Annotated in this window: 18 protein-coding genes; 5 read left to right on the top strand and 13 right to left on the bottom strand. The window is 68.2% G+C overall.

Annotation, left to right across the window (positions count from 1 at the left end; translation table 11 throughout):
* A complete protein-coding gene (locus AC1RB9_RS12850) occupies positions 1-618 on the bottom strand; it encodes an immunity protein Imm33 domain-containing protein (RefSeq protein WP_003089860.1) in 618 nt (205 codons plus the stop codon).
* A 251-nt stretch (positions 619-869) separates the two neighbouring features.
* Entirely contained in the window at positions 870-2,216 is a 1,347-nt protein-coding gene (locus AC1RB9_RS12845) for an OprD family porin (protein ID WP_003109544.1), read from the bottom strand.
* A gap of 362 nt (positions 2,217-2,578) precedes the next feature.
* On the opposite strand from AC1RB9_RS12845, the gene AC1RB9_RS12840 reads away from it, so the two are divergent.
* A complete protein-coding gene (locus tag AC1RB9_RS12840) occupies positions 2,579-2,797 on the top strand; it encodes a hypothetical protein (RefSeq protein WP_003089862.1) in 219 nt (72 codons plus the stop codon).
* A gap of 157 nt (positions 2,798-2,954) precedes the next feature.
* On the opposite strand, the gene catA is transcribed toward AC1RB9_RS12840, so the two are convergent.
* From catA to AC1RB9_RS12825, 3 genes are read right to left on the bottom strand one after another with little or no spacing between them, the layout of a single operon-like run.
* Positions 2,955-3,887, bottom strand: a complete 933-nt coding sequence (catA, locus tag AC1RB9_RS12835; RefSeq protein ID WP_003113307.1) for a catechol 1,2-dioxygenase — start codon at positions 3,885-3,887, stop codon at positions 2,955-2,957.
* Between the two features lie 44 nt (positions 3,888-3,931).
* Entirely contained in the window at positions 3,932-4,222 is a 291-nt protein-coding gene (gene catC / locus AC1RB9_RS12830) for a muconolactone Delta-isomerase (RefSeq protein WP_003089864.1), read from the bottom strand.
* Positions 4,223-4,253: 31 nt separating this feature from the next.
* The gene (locus tag AC1RB9_RS12825) at positions 4,254-5,375 is read right to left on the bottom strand and encodes a muconate cycloisomerase family protein (protein WP_003120080.1); all 1,122 of its coding nucleotides are present in this window, start codon (positions 5,373-5,375) and stop codon (positions 4,254-4,256) included.
* Positions 5,376-5,536: 161 nt separating this feature from the next.
* On the opposite strand from AC1RB9_RS12825, the gene AC1RB9_RS12820 reads away from it, so the two are divergent.
* Positions 5,537-6,409 carry a LysR family transcriptional regulator gene (locus tag AC1RB9_RS12820; protein WP_003089870.1) on the top strand — a complete coding sequence of 291 codons (873 nt, stop codon included), beginning with the start codon at positions 5,537-5,539 and terminating at the stop codon, positions 6,407-6,409.
* 8 nt (positions 6,410-6,417) lie between these two features.
* Here AC1RB9_RS12820 and AC1RB9_RS12815 read toward each other — a convergent pair whose 3' ends face one another.
* A complete protein-coding gene (locus AC1RB9_RS12815) occupies positions 6,418-7,419 on the bottom strand; it encodes an AraC family transcriptional regulator (protein WP_003451400.1) in 1,002 nt (333 codons plus the stop codon).
* A gap of 316 nt (positions 7,420-7,735) precedes the next feature.
* Between AC1RB9_RS12815 and antA the strand changes: the two genes are divergently transcribed.
* From antA to antC, 3 genes are read left to right on the top strand one after another with little or no spacing between them, the layout of a single operon-like run.
* Complete coding sequence (gene antA / locus AC1RB9_RS12810; RefSeq protein ID WP_003113310.1) at positions 7,736-9,130, top strand: anthranilate 1,2-dioxygenase large subunit; 1,395 nt, start codon at positions 7,736-7,738, stop codon at positions 9,128-9,130.
* A complete protein-coding gene (gene antB / locus AC1RB9_RS12805) occupies positions 9,127-9,618 on the top strand; it encodes an anthranilate 1,2-dioxygenase small subunit (RefSeq protein WP_003116865.1) in 492 nt (163 codons plus the stop codon). The genes antA and antB overlap by 4 nt, the downstream gene beginning before the upstream one ends.
* An 18-nt stretch (positions 9,619-9,636) precedes the next feature.
* On the top strand, positions 9,637-10,659 hold the full coding sequence (antC, locus tag AC1RB9_RS12800) for an anthranilate 1,2-dioxygenase electron transfer component AntC (protein ID WP_003109538.1): 1,023 nt from the start codon (positions 9,637-9,639) through the stop codon (positions 10,657-10,659).
* Between the two features lie 5 nt (positions 10,660-10,664).
* Here the strand turns inward: antC and AC1RB9_RS12795 are convergent, their stop codons facing one another.
* The 7 genes from AC1RB9_RS12795 to AC1RB9_RS12765 all read right to left on the bottom strand — a co-directional run bounded on the left by AC1RB9_RS12795 (position 10,665) and on the right by AC1RB9_RS12765 (position 20,262).
* Positions 10,665-11,426, bottom strand: coding sequence for a 1,6-dihydroxycyclohexa-2,4-diene-1-carboxylate dehydrogenase (locus tag AC1RB9_RS12795; RefSeq protein WP_003451405.1), 762 nt, complete (start codon positions 11,424-11,426; stop codon positions 10,665-10,667).
* 24 nt (positions 11,427-11,450) lie between these two features.
* Positions 11,451-12,464 carry a benzoate 1,2-dioxygenase electron transfer component BenC gene (gene benC / locus AC1RB9_RS12790; protein ID WP_003109537.1) on the bottom strand — a complete coding sequence of 338 codons (1,014 nt, stop codon included), beginning with the start codon at positions 12,462-12,464 and terminating at the stop codon, positions 11,451-11,453.
* A gap of 33 nt (positions 12,465-12,497) precedes the next feature.
* Positions 12,498-12,986, bottom strand: coding sequence for a benzoate 1,2-dioxygenase small subunit (gene benB / locus AC1RB9_RS12785; RefSeq protein ID WP_003113314.1), 489 nt, complete (start codon positions 12,984-12,986; stop codon positions 12,498-12,500).
* Positions 12,983-14,350 carry a benzoate 1,2-dioxygenase large subunit gene (gene benA, locus AC1RB9_RS12780; RefSeq protein WP_003113315.1) on the bottom strand — a complete coding sequence of 456 codons (1,368 nt, stop codon included), beginning with the start codon at positions 14,348-14,350 and terminating at the stop codon, positions 12,983-12,985. Before benA ends, benB begins: the two co-directional genes overlap by 4 nt.
* A gap of 116 nt (positions 14,351-14,466) precedes the next feature.
* A complete protein-coding gene (locus AC1RB9_RS12775) occupies positions 14,467-15,423 on the bottom strand; it encodes an AraC family transcriptional regulator (RefSeq protein WP_003109534.1) in 957 nt (318 codons plus the stop codon).
* Between the two features lie 206 nt (positions 15,424-15,629).
* Positions 15,630-18,785, bottom strand: coding sequence for an efflux RND transporter permease subunit (locus AC1RB9_RS12770; RefSeq protein WP_003158534.1), 3,156 nt, complete (start codon positions 18,783-18,785; stop codon positions 15,630-15,632).
* Between the two features lie 22 nt (positions 18,786-18,807).
* Positions 18,808-20,262, bottom strand: a complete 1,455-nt coding sequence (locus AC1RB9_RS12765) for an efflux RND transporter periplasmic adaptor subunit (RefSeq protein ID WP_003109532.1) — start codon at positions 20,260-20,262, stop codon at positions 18,808-18,810.
* Positions 20,263-20,314 lie beyond the last annotated feature (52 nt).

Here is a 20,314-nt window from a genome sequence, read left to right as displayed (position 1 = left end):
TCAACCCTCCGGTCCCTGCACCTCGATGAAGGAACCGTCGGCCAGCCGCTCGAACGCCCGTCCCGGCGGCGCGTCGAGCAGCGGCAGGATGCTGTCGTCGGCGTTCAGCACCGAGCCCAGGCTGACGTAGGCGGTGGTCCCGGCGGTATTCATGTAGTCGTCCGACTCGTCGCCGGCCATCAGCCGCCAGCCGCTGTCGTTTTCCTCTTCCGGCGCCTCGCGGTAGAGGTAGCCGACCGCCTTCCCCTCGTCTATCACCCGGCGCGTCACGAAGCAGCGCCGGGCATAGCGCGAGATCGGCGTTTCCCGCGGGTCGTGCTCGGTGTTGATGATGTGCCGCGCCTCGAAGACGATGCGCTCGCCCAGCGACAGGTCGCGGATGTATTGCGGATAGTTGTCCAGGCGGCCGCTGAAGGCGCCATCCGCCTCGATGCCCTCGACCGTCACCCAGAGCCGCTCGGCGCGCGGCGCATCGGGGTTGTCGGTATCGAAGGCGAAGATCAGCTTGACGCTTTCCCCGGCGGCGACCCGGTCGATGGTCTCCGCGTCCGGTTTGTAGAAGGTGTAGGGATGGCGGACAGCGATCGCACTGGCGTCCACCAAGGTCCACGAGGCCATGTCGACTCCCGCTTGGCTGGCTACGCGGCGCCCGTAGCCTGGGCTGCCACGGGCACGCCGGTGCCCGGGCGGCATGGGTGGAATGGCGTGGCCGAGGTTCGGGTCGCGGCGCCCACCGGCAGGTCGAAGCCATGCCCGGCCAGGAACCGCCCTTCGGCCCGCCTACCCAGAGGAAAGTAGCAGCGCCGCCGCGCAGCCGCCAGCAACGGGCTGTCGCAGAGCGCCGCCCCGGACGGGGCGGCGGCGCGCCTTCAGAGGACTTGCAGCGGGTATTCGACGATCAGGCGGACTTCGTCGAGGTCCGACTCGAAGCTATCGGAGCGCACGGTGGCCTGGCGCACGCGGAACGCCAGGTCCTTGGCCGCGCCACCCTGCACCACGTACTTGACCTCCACGTCGCGTTCCCAGCGGCCCTGGTTGGTCAGCGGGTTGCCGTTGGCGTCGGTGCGCATGTAGACGCTGTTGGCATTCGAATAATCGGCGTCCCAGCCCTTGCCATAGCGGGTCATGAAGCTCAGCCCCGGCACGCCGAAGGCGGCCATGTCGAGGTCGTAGCGGAGCATCAGCGAGCGTTCCTTGGGCGAGTTGAAGTCGCTGTACTGGATCGAGTTGTCCAGGTAGATGGAGTCGGTCTGGCGCAGGTAGTCGAAGTCGTCGTCGCCGTTGTTGCGCTGGTACGACAGCAGCACCTGGTGCGGACCGTAGGCGAAGCCGCCGCGCACGCTCCAGATGTCGTTGTCGAGTTCGCCCATCACCTGCCTGCCCTGGTCCTTGACCTTGTAGTAGTTGGCGCCGCCGAGCAGGGACAGCTTGTCGTCCAGCGGATAGTTGAAGCTGGTGCCGGCGTAGTACTGGTCCCAGGCGTCCTTCTGGCGGCTGCCGTAGAGGCTGACGCTCCAGTGCTCGGTGGCCTGGTAGTCGCCGCCGGCGTAGGCGACCCACGGCGAGTCGATGCGCCGGCCGGTGTAGAAGCTGTAGAAGTCGTCGCTGCCGCTGGTGCTGTTCGGCTGGGTCATCGAGTTCAGCTTGCCGGCCTGCAGGGTCAGGCCCTTCGCCAGGCTGTCGTTGACCAGGGTGAAGCCACGGAAGCTGGAGGGGAACAGCCGGCTGTTGCCGTACTGGATCACCGGGGTTTCCGGGAACACGTCGCCGACCCGCAGCACGGTGCCGTACCAGCGCAGCTTGACCGCGCCGCCGGCTCGCGAATAGTCGTCCTGCGGCCGCCCCTGGTCGTCATAGGGCAGCAGGTCGACGCTACCGCCGGCGCCGGAACGCCCGCCGCCGCTGTCCAGGCGCACGCCGAGCTGGGCGAAGGCGTCGATGCCGACGCCCAGCGTGCCCTGGGTGAAGCCCGAGGAAAAGTTGGCCATGAAGCCCTGCACCCACTCCTCGGTGTAGCCGCCGCCCGCCGGGCTCGATTGGCCCTTGCGGAAGTCGCGGTTGAAGTAGAAGTTGCGCAGCAGCAGGTTGACCTCGCTGCCCTCGATGAAACCTTCCTTGCTCCGCTCGGCGTTCTCCTCGGCGACGGCCGAGGCCATCAGTCCGGCGCCCAGCAGCAGTGGAAGCGTCCACAGTCGTTTCTTTCCATCCCCTTGCATGGCGATTGCTCCAGATCGGTTCATGTCTGTTTTTCTTCTGCGGCCATGCCTTGCGGCGCTGGCTGTGCGTGAACTTCTGGTCGATCGCGCCCCCGCGCAGTCCTGCCGCAACCGGCATTGACCGTGGGGCTGATTCTGGAACCGGGGAAATGACGCAGACATGAGGCGGGGATTACTTTTCCGCAATCTTAACTCGCACTTAATGCGCTTCGCGCAGACTCCTCCGCCATGCAACGGAGCATCGCCGAAGTTATCGGAAACGTAATTTTCCACTCACCCTCGGGTAATCCGTCCGCTCTTACTCTTTGCTCAAACGGGACGAATACCTCGCCCCGGCGACGAGCCAACCCGAGAGGTTTGCCATGAAGATCATCCCGATGCTGCTGGCCGCCCTGCTGGCGACCGGCGCCGCTACTGCCCAGGCCCAGGACGGCAGCGAACGCTCCTGGCAGTACAACGCCGAATTCCGCGCCGCGCAGAAAGAACTGCGCGAAAAGCGCCTGCAGAAGCAACAACTGGAAGCGCAAGCGCAGAAGACCGACCGCAGCAAATGCGCCGAGCGCAAGAACGGCAACGGCTGAGCAGCCTTTCACCGAGCAATACACTTGTCCTTTTTGGGTTGCTCCTTTGGACAAGTCCTGAGGCGCCAGTCATGGCGCCTTTTTTTATCCGCCGTCGCGCCTGGCGGAAGAAGGCGGCATGGTCGCCAGCGACCAGCCGCCCTCCCCGCTCCCCGCCTTACCCCTGCAATGCCCGCGGCCGCTGGCTGCGGCGCTCGGCGGCGGGTGCCGGGCTGGCCTGGAGCTGGAAGTCGAAATCCAGTTCGGCGAAGCGTCCGCCCTCCACGCCGCGGTCGCGGGCCGCGGCGGGGTCGTCGTTGAAGCGCAGGTCGCCGATCAGCCCATCGCGGGTGGCGTAGGCGAAGTCGTCCCACAGGTAGCGGTCGCCCGCCAGGTTGATCTGGGTGGTCAGGTGGCGATGGCCGGGCGCCGAGACGAAGAAGTGAATGTGCGCCGGCCGCTGGCCGTGGCGGCCGAGGCGGTCGAGCAGTTCCTGGGTCGGGCCGTCGCTCGGGCAACCGTAGCCGGACGGCACGATGCTGCGCGCACGGTAGCGGCCGTCGGCGTCGGTACGGATGCGCCGGCGCAGGTTGTATTCGGACTGGCTGCTGTCGAAGTAGGAATAGGTGCCTTGGGTATTGGCATGCCAGACATCGACGATGGCCCCGGCCAGCGGCTGGCCGTCGGGACCGCTGACGCGGCCCTGGAGGAACATCACGGTGCCGGCGTCGCGGCCGTCGTCCATCCGTGCCTCGCCATCGCTCAGCGGCGCGCCGGCGACGTACAGCGGCCCTTCGATGGTGCGCGGCGTGCCGCCGGTGAGGCCGGCCTCGGCGTCCTGGGCGTCGAGCAGCAGGTCCAGGTAATGCTCCAGGCCCAGCCCGGCGGCCAGCAGGCCGGCTTCCTGGCGGCTGCCCAGGCGGTTCAGGTAGTCCACCGCTTTCCAGAATTCGTCGGGCGTGACCTGCATCTCTTCGATCAGCTTCGCCGTGTCGTCGAGGATGCGCCGCACCAGGGCCTTGGTGCGCGGATCGCCGCGTTCGTTGAGTTGGCCGCTGGCCTCTTCGAAGAAGCGCTGGACATCGGCAGTCTGGGAAATCTTCACGGTCATGGCGTTTGCCTCTGCTTGTTGTTGTCGGGCGTGGGAAGGGAATCTCAGCGGTCGTCGGCATGGATCGACGAGGGATGCCGGCAAAGCCCGTCGATCTCGATGTCCATGTAGGGAAACAGCGGCAGCCGGGTCAGGGTGTCGTGCAGTGCCTCGACGCTGGGCAGGTCGAACAGGCTGTAGTTGGCGTAGTGCCCGGCGATCCGCCAGAGGTGCCGCCAGCTGCCCTCGCGCTGGAGGCGCTGGGCCATTTCCTTCTCCTCGGCCTTGAGCCGCTCGGCCTGTTGCGGGTCCATGTCGACGGGCAACTTCACGGTCATCTTCACGTGGAACAGCATCGGTCGTTTCTCCTCTGTCTGCGGGACGGCTTCAGCGCCGGCGGAAGCGCGCCAGGCGCTCCTCGTCGAGCGCCAGGCCGAGACCCGGCGCACGCGGCACGTGCAAGTGGAAATCCTGGTAGCGCGGCGACTCGAGGAGGATGTCCTCGGTCAGCAGCAACGGGCCGAACAGTTCGCTGTGCCAGGCCAGGCGGTCGAGGGTGACGAAGGCGTGGGCGGCGGCCAGGGTGCCGATGCCGCCCTCGAGCATGGTCCCGCCGTACAGGCCGATCCCGGCCGCCTCGGCGATCGCCGCGCTACGCAGCACCGCGCGCGGTCCGCCGTTCTTGGCGATCTTCAGGGCGAACACCGGGGCGGCGCCCTCGCGAGCCAGATGGAAGGCATCCTCGACGCTCTCGATGGCCTCGTCGGCCATGATCGGCGCGCCGCCGCGGCTGCTCAGGCGCGCCAGGCCGACGCGGTTGTGGCGGGCGATGGGCTGTTCGATCAGGGCGATGCCGTTGTCGCCGAGCGTCGCGCAGGCACGCTGGGCAACGCCTTCGTCCCAGGCCTGGTTGACGTCCACCCGCACGCTGGCGCGCTCGCCGAGGGCGCGCTTGATGGCGATCGCGTGGGCCACGTCGGCATCCACCTCACCGGCGCCGATCTTCAGCTTGAAATGCCGGTGGCGGCGCAGGTCGAGCATCCGCTCGGCTTCCTCGATGTCGCGGCCGGTGTCGCCGCTGGCCAGGGTCCAGGCCACCTCCAGGCTGTCGTGCAGGCGGCCGCCGAGCAGTTCGCTGACGGCCAGGCCGAGGCGCTTGCCATGGGCGTCGAGCAAGGCGGTCTCGACCGCCGAGCGGGCGAAGGTGTTGCCCCTGATGTGTCGGTCCAGGCGCTGCATCGCGGCATTCACGTTGTCCGCCGGCTGGCCCAGCAGCAACGGGGCGAAATGCGCGTCGAGATTGCTCTTGATGCTCTCCGGGCTCTCGCTGCCGTAGGCCAGGCCACCGATGGTGGTGGCTTCGCCGAGGCCCTCGATGCCGTCGCTGCAACGCAGGCGGAGGATCACCAGGGTCTGCCGGTTCATGGTGTGCATGGCCAGCTTGTGCGGGCGGATGGTCGGCAGGTCGACGATGATCGACTCGAGGCTTTGGATCACGGCTTGGCTCATTCTCGGGGGTCCACCAGGGTTGCGGTCGGGTTTTCGACGGTTCGCTGCTCAAGGCTCGCTCGATACCGAGCGGGTTTCGCCGTCGTTTCGGCCAAGCATCCATCGCCTTCTTCACTGGGGTCCAATATCATCTTCCTCTCGAACCATACCCTGGAGGTATCATGGAGCTTCGTCACCTGCGCTACTTCCAGGCGCTGGCCCGGACCCTCAACTTCACCCGCGCCGCCGAGCAGTTGCACATCGCCCAGCCACCGCTGAGCCGGCAGATCCAGCAACTCGAGGAAATGCTCGGGGTGGCCCTGCTGGAGCGCGGCCGGCCGCTGCGCCTGACCGAAGCCGGGCGCTTCTTCCACGAACAGAGCGCGACGCTCCTGGACCAACTGGAAAGCATCTGCGACAGCACCCGGCGGATCGGCCAGGGCCAGCGCCAGTGGTTCGGCATCGGCTTCGTGCCCTCGGCGCTGTATGGCGTGCTGCCGGAGCTGATCCGCCACCTGCGCGGCGACCCGGAGCTGGAGCTGGGCCTGCTGGAGATGACCACCCTGCAACAGGTCGAGGCGCTGAAGAGCGGGCGTATCGACATCGGTTTCGGACGCATCCGCATCGACGACCCGGCGATCCGCCAGAGCGTGCTCAGCGAAGAGCCGCTGGTCGCCGCCCTGCCCGCCGGCCACCCGTTGCTCGGCCAGCCGCTGAGCCTGGAGCGCCTGTCGCGCGAGCCGTTCGTGCTCTACCCCGGCCAGCCGCGGCCGAGCTACGCCGACCACGTGCTGGCGTTGTTCGCCACCCACGGCCTGAGCCTGCGCGTGACGCAATGGGCCAACGAGATGCAGACCGCCATCGGCCTGGTCGCCGCCGGACTCGGCGCGACCCTGGTGCCGGCCTCGGTGCAGTTGCAGCACCGCGACGACGTCGCCTACCAGGCCCTGGCCGACGCCTCCCTGACCTCGCCGATCATCGTCAGCCGGCGCCAGGGCGACGGCTCCCCGCACCTGCGGCGCTGCCTGGCGCTGATCGGCCGCGAGGACGCCTGAGTGCCCTCTCAGGAGCGCCGCGCGGCGCGGCGCTGGGTCATGCTCGGGGTTTCCTCGAAGCGCTTGCGGTAGTCCACGGAGAAGCGTCCGAGGTGGCTGAAGCCCCAGCCCAGGGCGATCGTCGAGATGCTGCGGGCGCCGCCGCTGGCGAGGATCTCCTCGCGCACCGCGGCGAGCCGGTAGTGCTTCAGGTAGCTCATCGGCGATACCCCGAAGTAGCGACGGAAGCCCTCGAACAGCTTGAACCGCGAGACCCCGGCGGCGCGTTCCACGTCCTCCAGGCTCAGGGTCTCGCGGGCGTTGGCCTGGAGAAACTCGCGAGCGCGCAGCAGGTAGTGCGGCGGGCGCCCGCCAAGGCCCTGCTGCAGGGCCTCGCTGTAGTTGTTCGGCTGGGCCAGGATCAGTCCCTTGATCAGCGCGCGCTCCAGGTCGCTGCTGAAAAACGCCTGGGCGTAGAGTTCGCTGCGCGCCATCTCCTCGCTGATGTGCCGCACGGTGCGCCACCAGGACGCGGAGGCGCCGTCCAGGGCATCCATTTCCGGATCGAAGCGCAAGGGCGTATCGATCGGCCGCTGCAACATCTCCTCCAGGACCTTGCGCATCGCCGTGCGGCCGATCACCACCTGCAACTTGCGGCAGTCCCCGGCGATGCTCAGCTCCTGGCGCTCGTTGGGCGCGATGATCACCCCGCGGCGGACGTCGGAGAGCAGGCGCAGCCCGCCCCGGCACAGCTCCTGCTCGCCGCTGAGCGGCAGGCTCAGGCTGTAGGCGTTGAACGCCGCGGCATCCTCGACGGTGATGGTGACGTCGGTACCGTAGCCGATGTAGCCAAGGGTGGTGCACATCGACTTCAGCACGTTGCCGTGGTGCTCGAACTGCACCAGTCCCGGGCTCGCCGCTTCGAGCCGGTGCGGCCCGCAGACCTTCGACATCCAGGAACGGGCGGCGGCCAGGTCCAGGTGGTCGGCATGGAGATCGCCACGATCGGCGACGGGATGGCTCCTCATCATGGTTCGGCACTCGACACGGCAAGGCTGGGGGTGCGCTCTGCTGGCGCTCTGTTTTCAGCAAAATGCAAGGCATGTGCCGGCGCAAGGCCGACTCCCCGCATCCTCCACTATCCGGATAGCGTTCGCCGACTTTCCGGACAAAGCGTCCGCCGCAAGCGCCGCTCGAACCCGGAACGAGCCCTCCGCGAGGCCCTCGGCCGCTCCTCGGCGGCCGCACATTTTCGGGATGCGCATCGTCGACTAAGCGGATAGCCCGCCCCCGCTCGTGGCCGTTGAATGGGTCACCCATAACGACAACGCACAAGGGTGAGAACGCATGAACGCTACCCGCAGAAGCCTGGAACAGTGGCGCGACTATGTCGGCGGCTGTCTCGACTTCCGTCCCGAGGAAGGCATCTTCCGCATCGCCCGGGACATGTTCACCGAACCGGAGCTGTTCGACCTGGAGATGGAGCTGATCTTCGAGAAGAACTGGATCTACGCCTGCCACGAGAGCGAACTGGCCAGGCCCCACGACTTCGTCACCCTGCGCGCCGGACGCCAGCCGCTGATCGTCACCCGCGACGGCAACGGCCAGTTGCACGCGCTGGTCAACGCCTGCCAGCATCGCGGCGCGACCCTGGTGCGGGTCGGCAAGGGCAACCAGTCGACCTTCACCTGTCCGTTCCATGCCTGGTGCTACAAGAACGACGGCCGGCTGGTGAAGGTCAAGGCGCCGGGCGAATACCCGGAAGGCTTCGACAAGGCCACCCGCGGCCTGAAGAAAGCGCGCATCCAGAGCTACAGGGGCTTCGTCTTCGTCAGCCTGGACGTCGCCGGCGAGGACGACCTGGTGGACTTCCTCGGCGACGCCCGGGTGTTCCTCGACATGCTGGTGGCGCAGTCTCCCAGCGGCGAGCTGGAAGTGTTGCCCGGCACCTCCACCTACACCTACGAAGGCAACTGGAAGCTGCAGAACGAGAATGGCCTGGACGGCTATCACGTCAGCACAGTGCACTACAACTACGTAGCCACCGTGCAGCACCGCCAGCAGGTCGAGGCCGAGCGCGGCGGCGTGGCCGCCACCCTCGACTACAGCAAGCTCGGCGCCGGCGACGCGGCCACCGACGACGGCTGGTTCTCCTTCGCCAACGGCCACAGCGTGCTCTTCAGCGAGATGCCCAACCCCGCCGTACGCCCCGGCTACGCCAGCGTGATGCCGCGGCTGGTGGCGGAATACGGCCAGGCCCGCGCCGAGTGGATGATGCATCGCCTGCGCAACCTCAATCTCTACCCCAGCCTGTTCGTCATCGACCAGATCAGCTCGCAGCTGCGCATCGTCCGCCCGCTGGCCTGGAACCGTACCGAGATCGTCAGCCAGTGCATCGGCGTCAAGGGCGAGTCGGACGCCGACCGGGAGAACCGGATCCGCCAGTTCGAGGACTTCTTCAACGTCTCCGGGATGGGCACGCCCGACGACCTGGTGGAGTTCCGCGAAGCCCAGCGTGGCTTCCAGGCCCGCCTGGAGCGCTGGAGCGACATCTCCCGCGGCCACGGCAAGTGGCTCGAAGGCGCGACGCCGAACAGCCAGGCGCTGGGTATCGCGCCGCTGCTGACCGGCACCGAGATCACCCACGAAGGCCTCTACGTCAACCAGCACGCGCATTGGCGGCGCTTCCTCCTCGACGGCCTGGAGCGCCTGGCCCTGCGCGCGAAGGAGGTGACCCCATGAACGCCGGACTGCAGTACCGCGTCGAACAGTTCCTCTACCGCCACGCCGAACTCTGCGATGCCCAGGACTGGGACGGCTACCTCGCGCAGTTCGACGAACAGTGCGAGTTCCACCTGCCGCAGTGGGAGTCCGAGCAGCGCTACACCCGCGATCCGAAGCGCGAGATGTCGCTGATCTACTACCCCAGCCGTGCCGGCCTGGAAGACCGGGTGTTCCGTATCCGCACCGGCAAGGCCGCGTCCACCGTGCCGATGCCGCGCACCCTGCACCAGATCGGCAACGTGCGCATCGCCGAGGAAGGCGAAGGCCTGCTGCGAGTGCGGGTCAACTGGCAGACCCTGTTCCAGCGCCTGGACCAGACCGGCAGCTTCTTCGGCCATGCCACCTACCGCCTGAAACCCCATGGAGAGGCCTGGCTGATCGCGCGCAAGCACATCGTCCTGCTCAACGACCGGATCGACTCGGTCCTCGACTTCTACCACCTCTGAACGGCGGGACCCGTCACGATGAATCACAAAGTCGCCCTCAGCTTCGCCGACGGCAAGACCCTGTTCCTGCCCGTCGGCCACGACGACCTGCTCCTCGACGCCGCCCTGCGCCACGGCATCAACCTGCCGCTGGACTGCCGCGAAGGGGTCTGCGGCACCTGCATGGGCCGCTGCGAGGCGGGCAGCTACAGCCTGGACTACGCCGACGAGGACACCCTCTCCGCCGCCGACCTGGAGCAGCGCAAGGTGCTCGCCTGCCAGACCCGGGTGCGCTCCGACGCGGCCTTCTACTTCGACTTCGCCTCGACCCTCTGCCATGCCGCCGCGGCCCAGGCGCACAGCGGCGTGGTGCGCGAACTGCGCCTGCTCTCCGAGGACACCGCGCTGCTCCGCCTCGACGCCGGCGCCGCGGGCCGCCAGCTGGACTTCCTGCCCGGCCAGTACGCGCGCCTGCAAGTACCCGGCAGCGACTGCCGGCGCGCCTACTCCTTCGCCAACCGGCCGAATCCGCAGAACCACCTGCAGTTCCTTATCCGCCTGCTCCCGGGCGGCGCCATGAGCGACTACCTGCGCCAAGGGTGCAGGGTCGGCGACGAGATCCGCTTCGAGGCGCCGCTGGGCACCTTCTACCTGCGCCAGGTGGAGCGCCCGTTGCTGCTGGTGGCCGGCGGCACCGGCCTGTCGGCGTTCCTCGGCATGCTCGACGAACTGGCCGAGCGCGGTTGCGAGCGGCCGGTGCATCTCTACTACGGGGTACGCCGCGCCGCCGATCTCTGCGAATTGCAACGGATCGCCGGCTACGCCGAGCGGCTTCCCGGCTTCCGCTTCGTCCCGGTGCTCAGCGAGGCGGACGCCGACTGGGATGGCCGGCGCGGCTACCTGCACGAGCATTTCGACGCCGCCCGCTTGCGCGACGAAGCTTTCGACCTCTACCTGTGCGGGCCGCCGCCGATGGTCGAGGCGGTCCGCCAGTGGCTGCGCGAGCGCTCCCTGGAGCATCTGCGGCTGTACCTGGAGAAGTTCACCGAAAGCGGCGACTGAAGCGCTCAGCCGAGGTCGCCGCCAGCTACCGGCAGGGTCACGCCGGTAATGTAGGACGCCTCGTCGGAGGCGAGGAAGAGGATCGCCGCGACCTGCTCGTCGATGCTGCCGTAGCGCTTCATCAGGCTGCTGTCGAGGGTCTGCTCGACGATCTGTCGATACCAGCGCCGCTCCTCCTCGCTCTGCGCCGCGGCGTTGCGCGGAATCCTTCGCGGCGGCGCGTCGGTGCCGCCCGGCGCCACCGCGTTGACGCGGATGCCCTGGTCGGCGGTCTCGAACGCCAGGCAGGCGGTCAGCGCGTTCACCCCGCCCTTGGCGGCGCCATAGGGCACCCGGTTGATCCCGCGGGTGGCAACCGACGAGACGTTGACGATCGCCCCGCTGCCCTGCCCCAGCATCGCCGGCAGCGCCGCTCGGCAACACCACAAGGTGGGCAGCAGCGAACGCCGCAGCTCGGCCTCGATCTCGTCCTCGGCGTAGTGTTGGTAGGGCTTCGCCCAGAGGGTGCCGCCGACGTTGTTGACCAGGATGTCCAGCCGGCCGAAACGCTCCAGGGTCCGCTCCAGTACCCGCTGGCATTCGGCGTAGCGCTCCAGGTCGGCGGTCAGGCACAGGCAGGCGTCGCCGGCCAGTTCGTGGACCAGCTCGGAGCGGTCCACCGCCACCACCCGCGCGCCTTCCTCCAGCAGGCGCCGGGCCACGCCCAGGCCGATGCCCTGGGCGGCGCCGCTGACCAGGGCGACCTTGTCGGGGAATCTGTCGTTCATGGGAATCTCCTTGGCTGCTCGGGTTCAGGCCGCGCTGGCAGCGAACTTTTCGTAGTAGAAATTCGCCGGGCGCACGCCCTGCTCGCGCAGGTAGCGCTCGACCGCCTCGACCATCGGCGGCGGCCCGCACAGGTAGATGTCGACGTCGCCCTCGTGCAGGTGCTGCGCGGCGATGTGCTCGGTCACGTAGCCCTTGCGCGGATAGTCGCTGTCGGCGCTGGCCACGCACGCGCTCCAGGTGAAGCCGGGAATCCGTTCGGCGAACGCCTCCAGGCGCTCGAGACCGACCAGGTCGACGTCGTGGGTCACCCCGTAGACCAGGTGCAGCGGGTGCGCGCTGCCCTGTTCGGCGATCCGTTCGAGCATCGCGGTGAACGGCGCCAGGCCGGTGCCGCCGGCCAGCATCAGCAGTGGCCGGTGAATCTCGCGCAGGTAGAAACTGCCCAGCGGGCCGTCCATCGCCAGGCTGTCGCCGGCCCTGGCCGTGCCACTGAGGAAGCCGCTCATCAGCCCGCCGGGGACGTTGCGGATCAGGAAGCTGACCTCGCCGTCCTTCGCCAGCGAGCTGAAGGAGTAGGCGCGGCGCTGCTCGCTGCCGGGTACCTGGAGGTTGACGTACTGCCCGGGCAGGAACGCCAGGCTGGCCAGCGCCTCGCCGCGCAGCGACAGGCCGATGGTGCTCGGCGAGAGTTGCCGGACTTCGCTGATGCGCGCCTCGTAGCGCGCCTGGCCGGTCCTGCACAGGGTCGAGGACGCCGGCACGCGCAGCACGCAGTCGCTTTCGGCGCGCATCTGGCAGGTCAGCACGTAGCCGCGGGCGGCTTCCTCGGCGCTGAGGGCATCGTCGATGTAGTCCTGGCCCAGCGCATAGCGCCCGGCCTCGGCCAGGCACTTGCAGGTGCCGCAGGCGCCGTCGCGGCAGTCCAGGGGGATGTTGATGCCCTGGCGGTAGGCCGCGTCGGCCACGGTCTCGCCGGGCGCGGCATGGATGAAGCGGGTCACCCCGTCTTCGAAGTTGAGTGCGATCCGATGGTTCATGGCATGTCCCTCGACAGCCCGCCGGCGCGGGCGTCAGACGTGGTAGACGTCGATCAGCTGGCGAACGTAGTCGTTCTTCAGGATCACTTTCTTGGCCTTGATCAGCGGACTCTCGCCGCGTACGTCGAGGTCGTAGAAGGTGGTGCCGAAGTAGCTGTCCACGGTCTTGTAGCGATAGCTCAGGGTGTGCCAGTTGCAGCGCACGCGGCAGATGCCGTCGTCCTCGCCGAGCAGTTCGATGTTGCTCAGGTTGTGCGAGGTGCGGGTGTCCGGCAGGGTCGCGCTGGAGCGCTCGGTGCGGATGCGGAATACCCGGTCCTCCAGGCCGCCGCGGTTGCCGTACCAGATCAGCGAGATTTCCCGCTGCGGGTCCTCGGTGAGCTGGTCGCGGTCGTCCCAGGACGGCATCCAGAAACTGGCGTCCGCGGCGTACAACGCCAGCCAGGCGTCCCAATCCTTGTCGTCGAGATAGCGCGCCTCGCGGTAGAGGAAATCGCGCAGGGCGTCGTAGCCCAGGCTCATGACGCCACCTCCCGCAGCGCCACGCGCTGCGTCCGTTCGCGTTCCAGGGCGGCGAGCAGCGCCTCCTGCCAGTAGCGATGCTGCAATACGAACAGCCCTTCGTCCTCGGTGCGCACGCCGCTCAGGCGCGGCCGCAGGTCGATGGCCGCGGCCGCCGCGTCGGCGCCCTCTATCCAGTGTTCGGCGCCGCGCGACAGGTCGTTCCAGCCGACCACGCTGCCCTGGTAGCCCTGCTGGCAGGAACGGAACTCCTCCAGGTCGTCCGGGGTGGCCATGCCGCTGACGTTGAAGAAGTCCTCGTACTGGCGGATGCGCCGGGCGCGCGCCTCGGCGCTCTCGCCTTTCGGCGCGATGCAGTAGATGGTGATTTCCGTGCGGTCCACCGACAGCGGCCGGGCGATGCGGATCTGCGAGCTGAACTGGTCCATCAGGTACACGTTGGGGTACAGGCAGAGGTTGCGCGAGTTCTCGATCATCCAGTCGGCGCGGGCCTCGCCGAAGTCGCGGGCAAGCTCGGCGCGGCGCTCGAAGGCCGGCCGGTCCTCGGGGTTGGCCCAGCGACTCCAGAGCAGCATGTGGCCATGCTCGAACGAGTAGAAGCCGCCGCCCTGCCGGGCCCAGCCGGCGGCGCTCATGGTCCGCAGCGGGTCCGCGGCGTCGCGCTGCTGGCGCTGGCTCTGGGTCGCCGCGTAGTTCCAGTGCACCGAGCTGACGTGGTAGCCGTCGGCGCCGTTCTCGGCGGTGAGCTTCCAGTTGCCTTCGTAGACATAGCTGGAAGAGCCGCGCAGCACCTCGAGGCCTTCCGGCGACTGGTCGACGATCATGTCGATGATCTTCGCCGACTCGCCCAGGTGCTCGGCCAGCGGCCTGACATCGGGGTTGAGGCTGCCGAACAGGAAGCCACGGTAGGACTCGAAGCGCGCCACCCGGGTCAGGTCGTGCGAGCCCTCGCAGTTGAAGCCCTGCGGGTAGCCGGCCTCGGCCGGGTCCTTGACCTTGAGCAGCTTGCCGGAGTTGTTGAAGGTCCAGCCGTGGAACGGACAGGTATAGCTGCTGCGATTGCCGCTCTTGTGCCGGCAGAGCATCGCGCCACGGTGGCTGCAGGCGTTGATGAAGGCGTTGAGCTGGCCGTCGCGGTTGCGCGCGATGACGATCGACTGGCGGCCGATCTGGGTGGTCAGGTAGTCGTTGACTCCGGCAACCTGGCTTTCGTGGGCGAGATAGACCCAATTGCCCTCGAAGATGTGCTTCATCTCCAGTTCGAACAGGCGTGGATCGGTGAACATCTCCCGCTTGCAGCGGTAGACGCCGCGCTCGGGGTCTTCCTCGAGCAGAGAACGCAAGTAATCGCTACCCAGGGACATGGCCGGGGCCTCCGTTGTTATTGTTCAGGCCCGGTCAGGTTAGGTAGCGCGTGCTGCTGGGGATATCCGTTGCCTGCGGATCGCTGGCCGATTCCTGCACGCCGTGGCGGTCGGCGCTAGGCGCGCCGGCGCAGGGTTTCCGAAGGCAGCTCGCCGAACTGCCGGCGATATTGCTCGGCGAAGCGGCCGAGGTGGGCGAAACCGAAGTCCAGGGCCAGTTCGGTGAGGTTGCGTACCCGGCAGCCGGGGTCTTCCAGGCAGGCGCGGATGCGCTCCAGGCGCAGCCGGCGAATGTATTGCCGAGGGCTCTCGCCAAGCTGGCGCTCGAACAGCGCGTACAGCGAACGGGTGCTCATGTGCGCCTGCTCGGCCAGCGCCGCGACCTCGATCTCGCTCTGCAGATGGCGGCGGATGTAGGCATCGAGGCGGGCGAAGACGACCTGCGCATCGCCGGGGTCCTCGCGGCTGACGTTGGTCTTCAGCAGGGTCAGCAGCTTGCTGCCGAGGATCTGCTCGAAGTGGCTGTCGACCCGCGCCAGCCGCTCGCCGGACTCGGCCTCGCGGCAGACCAGGGCGAGCAGGCCGACGAAGCCTTCCAGCTGGTCCAGGCGATAGCGATGTTCGAGGAAACGCACGCCGCGCGCCGGATGGCTCCAGCGCTGCTCGGCGCAGATCGCTTCGAGCAGCGCGCAGGGCAGCTTGACGATGAATTTCTCGCAGTCCGCCGAATAGGTCAGGTCGACCGGATCGTCCGGGTTGATCAGCAACAGCTCGCCCGGCGCCAGGGCGTGTTCCTGCCCGCCGCCGCGCCACAGGCAGTGGCCGCGCAGGAGGATCTGCAGGTGGAAGATGCTCTCCAGCGCCGGCGAGGTGACCCGTACCGCCGCGCCGTAGCTGATCCGGCACAGGTCGAGGCTGGCGAAGGTGCGGTGGTCGAGGCTGGCTTGCGGCCTGCCGGCGGCCGGCAGGCGTATGCAGTGCGTACCGACGTGCCGGTTGACATAGCCGGACACCGCATAGGGGTCGGCACGTTCGAACACCCGGCTGCGCTCGCTGAGCAAGGAGGCATTCATGGGCAGGACACTCAGGCTGCTATCGTTGTTGTTATCGCCGCGCGGCGCCAAGCGCCGGGCGCGGAACGTCCACCCACACTACGCAAGCCCTCCGCCGGCGACAATCCGGGCCGGCAATCGCGTGCGGTAATCGAACGGAATCCGTCCAACGGCCAACGAAAAAGGGCCGCCAGGGTTTCCCCTGCCGGCCCGCTTGCGCGCCCGCTTCAGCCGGCCGCCGGCGTCTCCTCGCGCGGTCCGGCGTCGCGCCCGTGGGTCCAGCGATAGAGCACCGGCAGCACCAGCAGGGTCAGCATGGTCGAGGACAGGATGCCGCCGATCACCACCGTCGCCAGCGGCCGCTGCACCTCGGCGCCGGTGCCGGTGGCCAGGGCCATCGGCACGAAACCGAGGGACGCCACCAGGGCGGTCATCAGCACCGGACGCAGGCGGGTGATGGCGCCCTCCCACACCGCCTGGTCGAGGCTGCGTCCTTCCTGCAACAGGTTGCGGATGAAGGAGATCATCACCAGGCCGTTGAGCACCGCCACCCCGGACAGGGCGATGAAACCCACCGCCGCCGAGATCGACAGCGGTATCCCGCGCAGCCACAGGGCCAGCACCCCGCCGGTGAGGGCGAAGGGGATGCCGGTGAACACCAGCAGGCCGTCCTTGACGTTGTTGAACATGGCGAAGAGCAAGGTGAACACCAGCAGCAGCGCCACCGGCACCACTACCTGCAAGCGCTTGGCGGCGGACTGCAACTGTTCGAACTGGCCGCCCCAGGTGGTCCAGTAGCCGGCCGGGATCTTCACCCCGTCCTGCAGCTTCTGTTGCGCTTCCAGCACGAACGAGCCGATGTCGCGGCCGCGCACGTTGGCGCTGACCACGATGCGCCGCTTGCCGTTCTCCCGGCTGATCTGGTTCGGTCCCGGCGAGAGGTCGAGGCGCGCCACGTCCGACAGCGGGATGAAGTCGATCCGCGCCAGGTTGTTCGGCGGCAGCGGGATCAGCAGGTTGGACAGTGCCGGCAGGTCGGCGCGCAGGGTTTCCGGCAGGCGGATGACGATGTCGAAGCGGCGGTCGCCCTCGAACAAGGTACCGGCGTTGCGTCCGCCGAGGGCGGTGGCCACGGTGTCCTGGATGTCGCCGACATTGAGGCCGAAGCGTGCCGCCTTGTCGCGGTCGATGTCCACCGTCAGCACCGGCAGGCCGGTGGTCTGCTCGACCTTCACCTCGGAGGCGCCGTCGATGCCTTGCAGCACCTTGGAGATCTTCTCCGCGGTGTCGTTGAGCACCTGCATGTCGTCGCCGAAGACCTTCACCGCGACGTCGCTGCGCACCCCGGAGATCAGTTCGTTGAAGCGCAACTGGATCGGCTGGGAGAACTCGTAGACGCTGCCCGGCACCTCAAGGGCCGCGGCCTGCAATTCTTCCAGCAGCGCCTCCCGCGACTTCTTCGGGTCCGGCCACTGGCTCTGCGGCTTGAGCATCACGTAGCTGTCGGAGGCGTTCGGCGGCATCAGGTCGGAGGCGATCTCGGCGGTCCCGGTGCGGGCGAAGACCCGCTCGATCTCCGGGAACTTGCCCATCAGCTTCCTCTCCAGGGTCTGCTGCATCTCGACCGACTGGGTCAGGCTGGTGCCCGGCACCCGCAGGCCCTGCATGGCGAAGTCGCCCTCGCTGAGGCTGGGAATGAACTCGCTGCCCATCCGCGAGGCCACCAGCCCGGTGAGCAGGATCGCGCCGAGGGCGCCGCCGACCACCAGCGCGCGGTGCCCGAGCACCCAGCGCAGCGCCGGTTCGTAGGCCAGACGCGCGCGGCGCATGACGAAGTTCTCCTCCTCCTTGACCTTGCCGGTGATGAACAGCGCGATCGCCGCCGGGACGAAGGTCACCGAGAGGATCATCGCGCCAAGCAGCGCGGTGACCACGGTGAACGCCATCGGGTGGAACATCTTCCCCTCGACCCCGGTGAGGGCGAAGATCGGCAGGTACACCACCATGATGATGATCTGGCCGAAGATCAGCGCCCGGCGCGCCTCCCTGGACGCGGCGAAGACCTCGTGGAAACGTTCCGCGCGGGTCAGCTGGCGGCCGTGGTGGGCCTGGGCGTGGGCCAGGCGGCGGATGGCGTTCTCGACGATCACCACGGCGCCGTCGACGATGATGCCGAAGTCCAGCGCGCCGAGGCTCATCAGGTTGGCACTGACCCTGTTGCCGACCATCCCGGTGAAGGTGAACAGCATCGACAGCGGGATGATGGTGGCGGTGATCAACGCCGCGCGGATGTTGCCGAGGAACAGGAAGAGCACCGCGATCACCAGCGCCGCGCCTTCCACCAGGTTCTTCTTCACCGTGGCCACGGCCTTGTCCACCAGGGTGGTGCGGTCGTAGACGGTGATCGCCTTGACCCCCTTGGGCAGGGTCCGGTTGATCTCCTCCAGGCGCTGGCCGACCGCCTGGGCCACTTCCCGGCTGTTCTCGCCGATCAGCATGAACACCGTGCCGAGCACCACTTCGCGGCCGTTCTCGGTGGCCGCGCCGGTGCGCAGCTCCTTGCCCAGGCCGACCTCGGCGACGTCGCGGATACGGATCGGCACGCCGTCGACGTTGGAAACGATGATCCCGCGGATATCGTCCATGTCCTTGACCTGGCCCGGCGCGCGGATCAGCAACTGCTCGCCGCGCCGCTCGATGTAGCCGGCGCCGACGTTCTCGTTGTTGCGCAGCACGGCGTTCTGCAGGTCGCCGAGGGTCAGCTTGTAGGCCGCGAGCTTCTTCGGATCCGGGGCGATGAGGAATTGCTTGGCGTAGCCGCCGATGGTGTTGATCTCGGCCACGCCCTTCACGTTGCGCAACTGCGGACGGATGATCCAGTCCTGGATGGTGCGCAGGTCGGTGGGCGTGTAGGCGCTGCCGTCCTCCTTGGTCGCGCCCTCCTCGGCCTCAACCGTCCACAGGTAGATCTCGCCGAGACCGGTGGAGATCGGCCCGAGGGTCGGCGAGATGTCTTCCGGCAGTTGCTCGCGCGCCGTGCTCAGGCGTTCGTTGACCTGCTGGCGGGCGAAGTAGATATCGGTGCCCTCCTCGAAGATCACCGTCACCTGGGAAATCCCCGGCCGCGACAGCGAACGGGTTTCCTGCAAACCCGGCAGGCCGGCCATGACGGTCTCCACCGGGTAGGTGATCCGCTGCTCCACTTCCAGCGGCGAGTAGCCGGGGGCGGCGGTATTGATCTGCACCTGGACGTTGGTGATGTCCGGGACCGCGTCGATGGACAGCTTCTGGTAGCTGCCGATACCGACCCCGGCCATCCCCAGCACCGCCAGCAGGACCAGCCAGCGTTGCTCGATGGCGAATTGGATGATGCGTTCGAACATGCGAAGACTCCTGGAGCGGGACTCAGTGACCGTGTTCCGCCGAGCCCTTGCCCAGTTCGGATTTGAGGATGAAGCTGCCGCTGGCGGCGACCTGGCTGCCGGCGCGCAGGCCCTCGAGGACCTCGACGCGCTGGCCGTCGCTGATGCCCAGCTTGACCGGCTGGACCACGAAGCCATCGGCCACGCGGACGAACACCACGTCCTCGCCGTCGACGTTCTGCACCGCGCCGTCGGCGACCGTCAGGACTTCCTTGCGGGTCGCCTCGGCCACCTGCACGGAAACGAACAGGCCCGGGCGCCAGGTGCTCTCGGGGTTGCTCAGGGTGACCCGGGCGGTGGCCGCGCGGGTCTGCTCGCCGAGCAGGTCGCCGATGTAGGACACGGTGCCCTCCACCTCGCTATCCAGCGCCTGGGCGAGCACCTTGACCTTGCTGCCGACGCGGACCTGGCCGAGCAGTTGCGCGGGCACGTTGAAGGTGGCCCAGACCGAGGACAGGTCGGACAGGGTGAAGACGTTGGCGGTGCCGTCCACCGGCTCGCCCTGGGTCAGGTGCTTTTCCACCAGCACCCCGGCGAACGGCGCGCGCAGCTCGTAGCGGTTGCCGCCCTGCAGGCTGGGATTGCCGCCGAGCGCGGCGATCTTCGCCCGCGCGTTGTTCAGCGCGATCTCGGCTTCCTGCAAACCCTGGCGGGCGAGCAGGAATTCCTGCTCGGCGGAAATGCCCTCCTTCCACAGCTGCTGCTCGCGCTTGTAGGTGCTCTGCGCCAGGCTCAGGCGGCGCTGGGCGGCGGCGAATTCGCTGCGCTGGTCGGACAACTGCGGGCTGCTGATCACCGCCAGCAGCTCGCCCTGCTTCACCGCCTGGCCAAGATTGGCCGGCACGCTGTCGACGATCCCCGGCAGGCGCGGGACGATATGCGCGGTGCGGTCCTCGTTGAAGCGGATCTCGCCGGGCAGCGAGACCACCTGGGCCAGGCTGATCGTCCGCGCCGTATCGAGGGTGATGCCGGCGGCCTCGATCTGCTCGGCATCCAGCTCCAGCTTGCCCTCCTCGCGGGTGAAGGCGAAGTCGTAGCCCTGCTTGCCGGCCATCAGCTTGAGGCGCGCGGTGAAGGCATGCGGCTCGGCGATCCCGGCATTGGCCACCAGGCCATCGCCGCTGGCCTTGAACAGCAGGTCCTCGACCTCGCCGGTGGCACGCTCGACGTCGGCGCCGAGGACCACCTCCTGCGGCGCCAGCGCCTTGCCGCCGCGCTCGACCCAGGCCTTGAGCGGGCTGCCGTCCTCCGGCACCAGCAGTTCCAGGGTCAGGTCGCCCTGGCGCAACAACATGCCGCCGCGCGGTCCGCTGCCCTCGCCCTCGGCGGCCGCTTCGCCGGCGCCGGCCGGCGCCTTCCCGCCCAGCTCCAGGTAGGCGCCGCCGCCCAGGCCGAGCAGTGCCAGTGCGGTCACCGCGATAATCGTCTTCTTGCCCATTCTGTTCTCCCGAACCGTTCGGGGGGCGCGCCGGCGGCCCGCCCCGGAAATC

The organism is Pseudomonas sp. 20-5, assembly GCF_056782835.1.
Note: the sequence above shows the minus strand (reverse complement) of the source record. Positions and strands in the feature narration are given on the sequence as shown.

Bases quoted from the DNA above. Each gene is read 5' to 3' on its own strand.
- AC1RB9_RS12850 (WP_003089860.1), bottom strand. From the start codon at position 618: ATGGCCTCGTGGACCTTGGTGGACGCCAGTGCGATCGCTGTCCGCCAT.
- AC1RB9_RS12845 (WP_003109544.1), bottom strand. From the start codon at position 2,216: ATGCAAGGGGATGGAAAGAAACGACTGTGGACGCTTCCACTGCTGCTG.
- AC1RB9_RS12840 (WP_003089862.1), top strand. From the start codon at position 2,579: ATGAAGATCATCCCGATGCTGCTGGCCGCCCTGCTGGCGACCGGCGCC.
- catA (WP_003113307.1), bottom strand. From the start codon at position 3,887: ATGACCGTGAAGATTTCCCAGACTGCCGATGTCCAGCGCTTCTTCGAA.
- catC (WP_003089864.1), bottom strand. From the start codon at position 4,222: ATGCTGTTCCACGTGAAGATGACCGTGAAGTTGCCCGTCGACATGGAC.
- AC1RB9_RS12825 (WP_003120080.1), bottom strand. From the start codon at position 5,375: ATGAGCCAAGCCGTGATCCAAAGCCTCGAGTCGATCATCGTCGACCTG.
- AC1RB9_RS12820 (WP_003089870.1), top strand. From the start codon at position 5,537: ATGGAGCTTCGTCACCTGCGCTACTTCCAGGCGCTGGCCCGGACCCTC.
- AC1RB9_RS12815 (WP_003451400.1), bottom strand. From the start codon at position 7,419: ATGATGAGGAGCCATCCCGTCGCCGATCGTGGCGATCTCCATGCCGAC.
- antA (WP_003113310.1), top strand. From the start codon at position 7,736: ATGAACGCTACCCGCAGAAGCCTGGAACAGTGGCGCGACTATGTCGGC.
- antB (WP_003116865.1), top strand. From the start codon at position 9,127: ATGAACGCCGGACTGCAGTACCGCGTCGAACAGTTCCTCTACCGCCAC.
- antC (WP_003109538.1), top strand. From the start codon at position 9,637: ATGAATCACAAAGTCGCCCTCAGCTTCGCCGACGGCAAGACCCTGTTC.
- AC1RB9_RS12795 (WP_003451405.1), bottom strand. From the start codon at position 11,426: ATGAACGACAGATTCCCCGACAAGGTCGCCCTGGTCAGCGGCGCCGCC.
- benC (WP_003109537.1), bottom strand. From the start codon at position 12,464: ATGAACCATCGGATCGCACTCAACTTCGAAGACGGGGTGACCCGCTTC.
- benB (WP_003113314.1), bottom strand. From the start codon at position 12,986: ATGAGCCTGGGCTACGACGCCCTGCGCGATTTCCTCTACCGCGAGGCG.
- benA (WP_003113315.1), bottom strand. From the start codon at position 14,350: ATGTCCCTGGGTAGCGATTACTTGCGTTCTCTGCTCGAGGAAGACCCC.
- AC1RB9_RS12775 (WP_003109534.1), bottom strand. From the start codon at position 15,423: ATGAATGCCTCCTTGCTCAGCGAGCGCAGCCGGGTGTTCGAACGTGCC.
- AC1RB9_RS12770 (WP_003158534.1), bottom strand. From the start codon at position 18,785: ATGTTCGAACGCATCATCCAATTCGCCATCGAGCAACGCTGGCTGGTC.
- AC1RB9_RS12765 (WP_003109532.1), bottom strand. From the start codon at position 20,262: ATGGGCAAGAAGACGATTATCGCGGTGACCGCACTGGCACTGCTCGGC.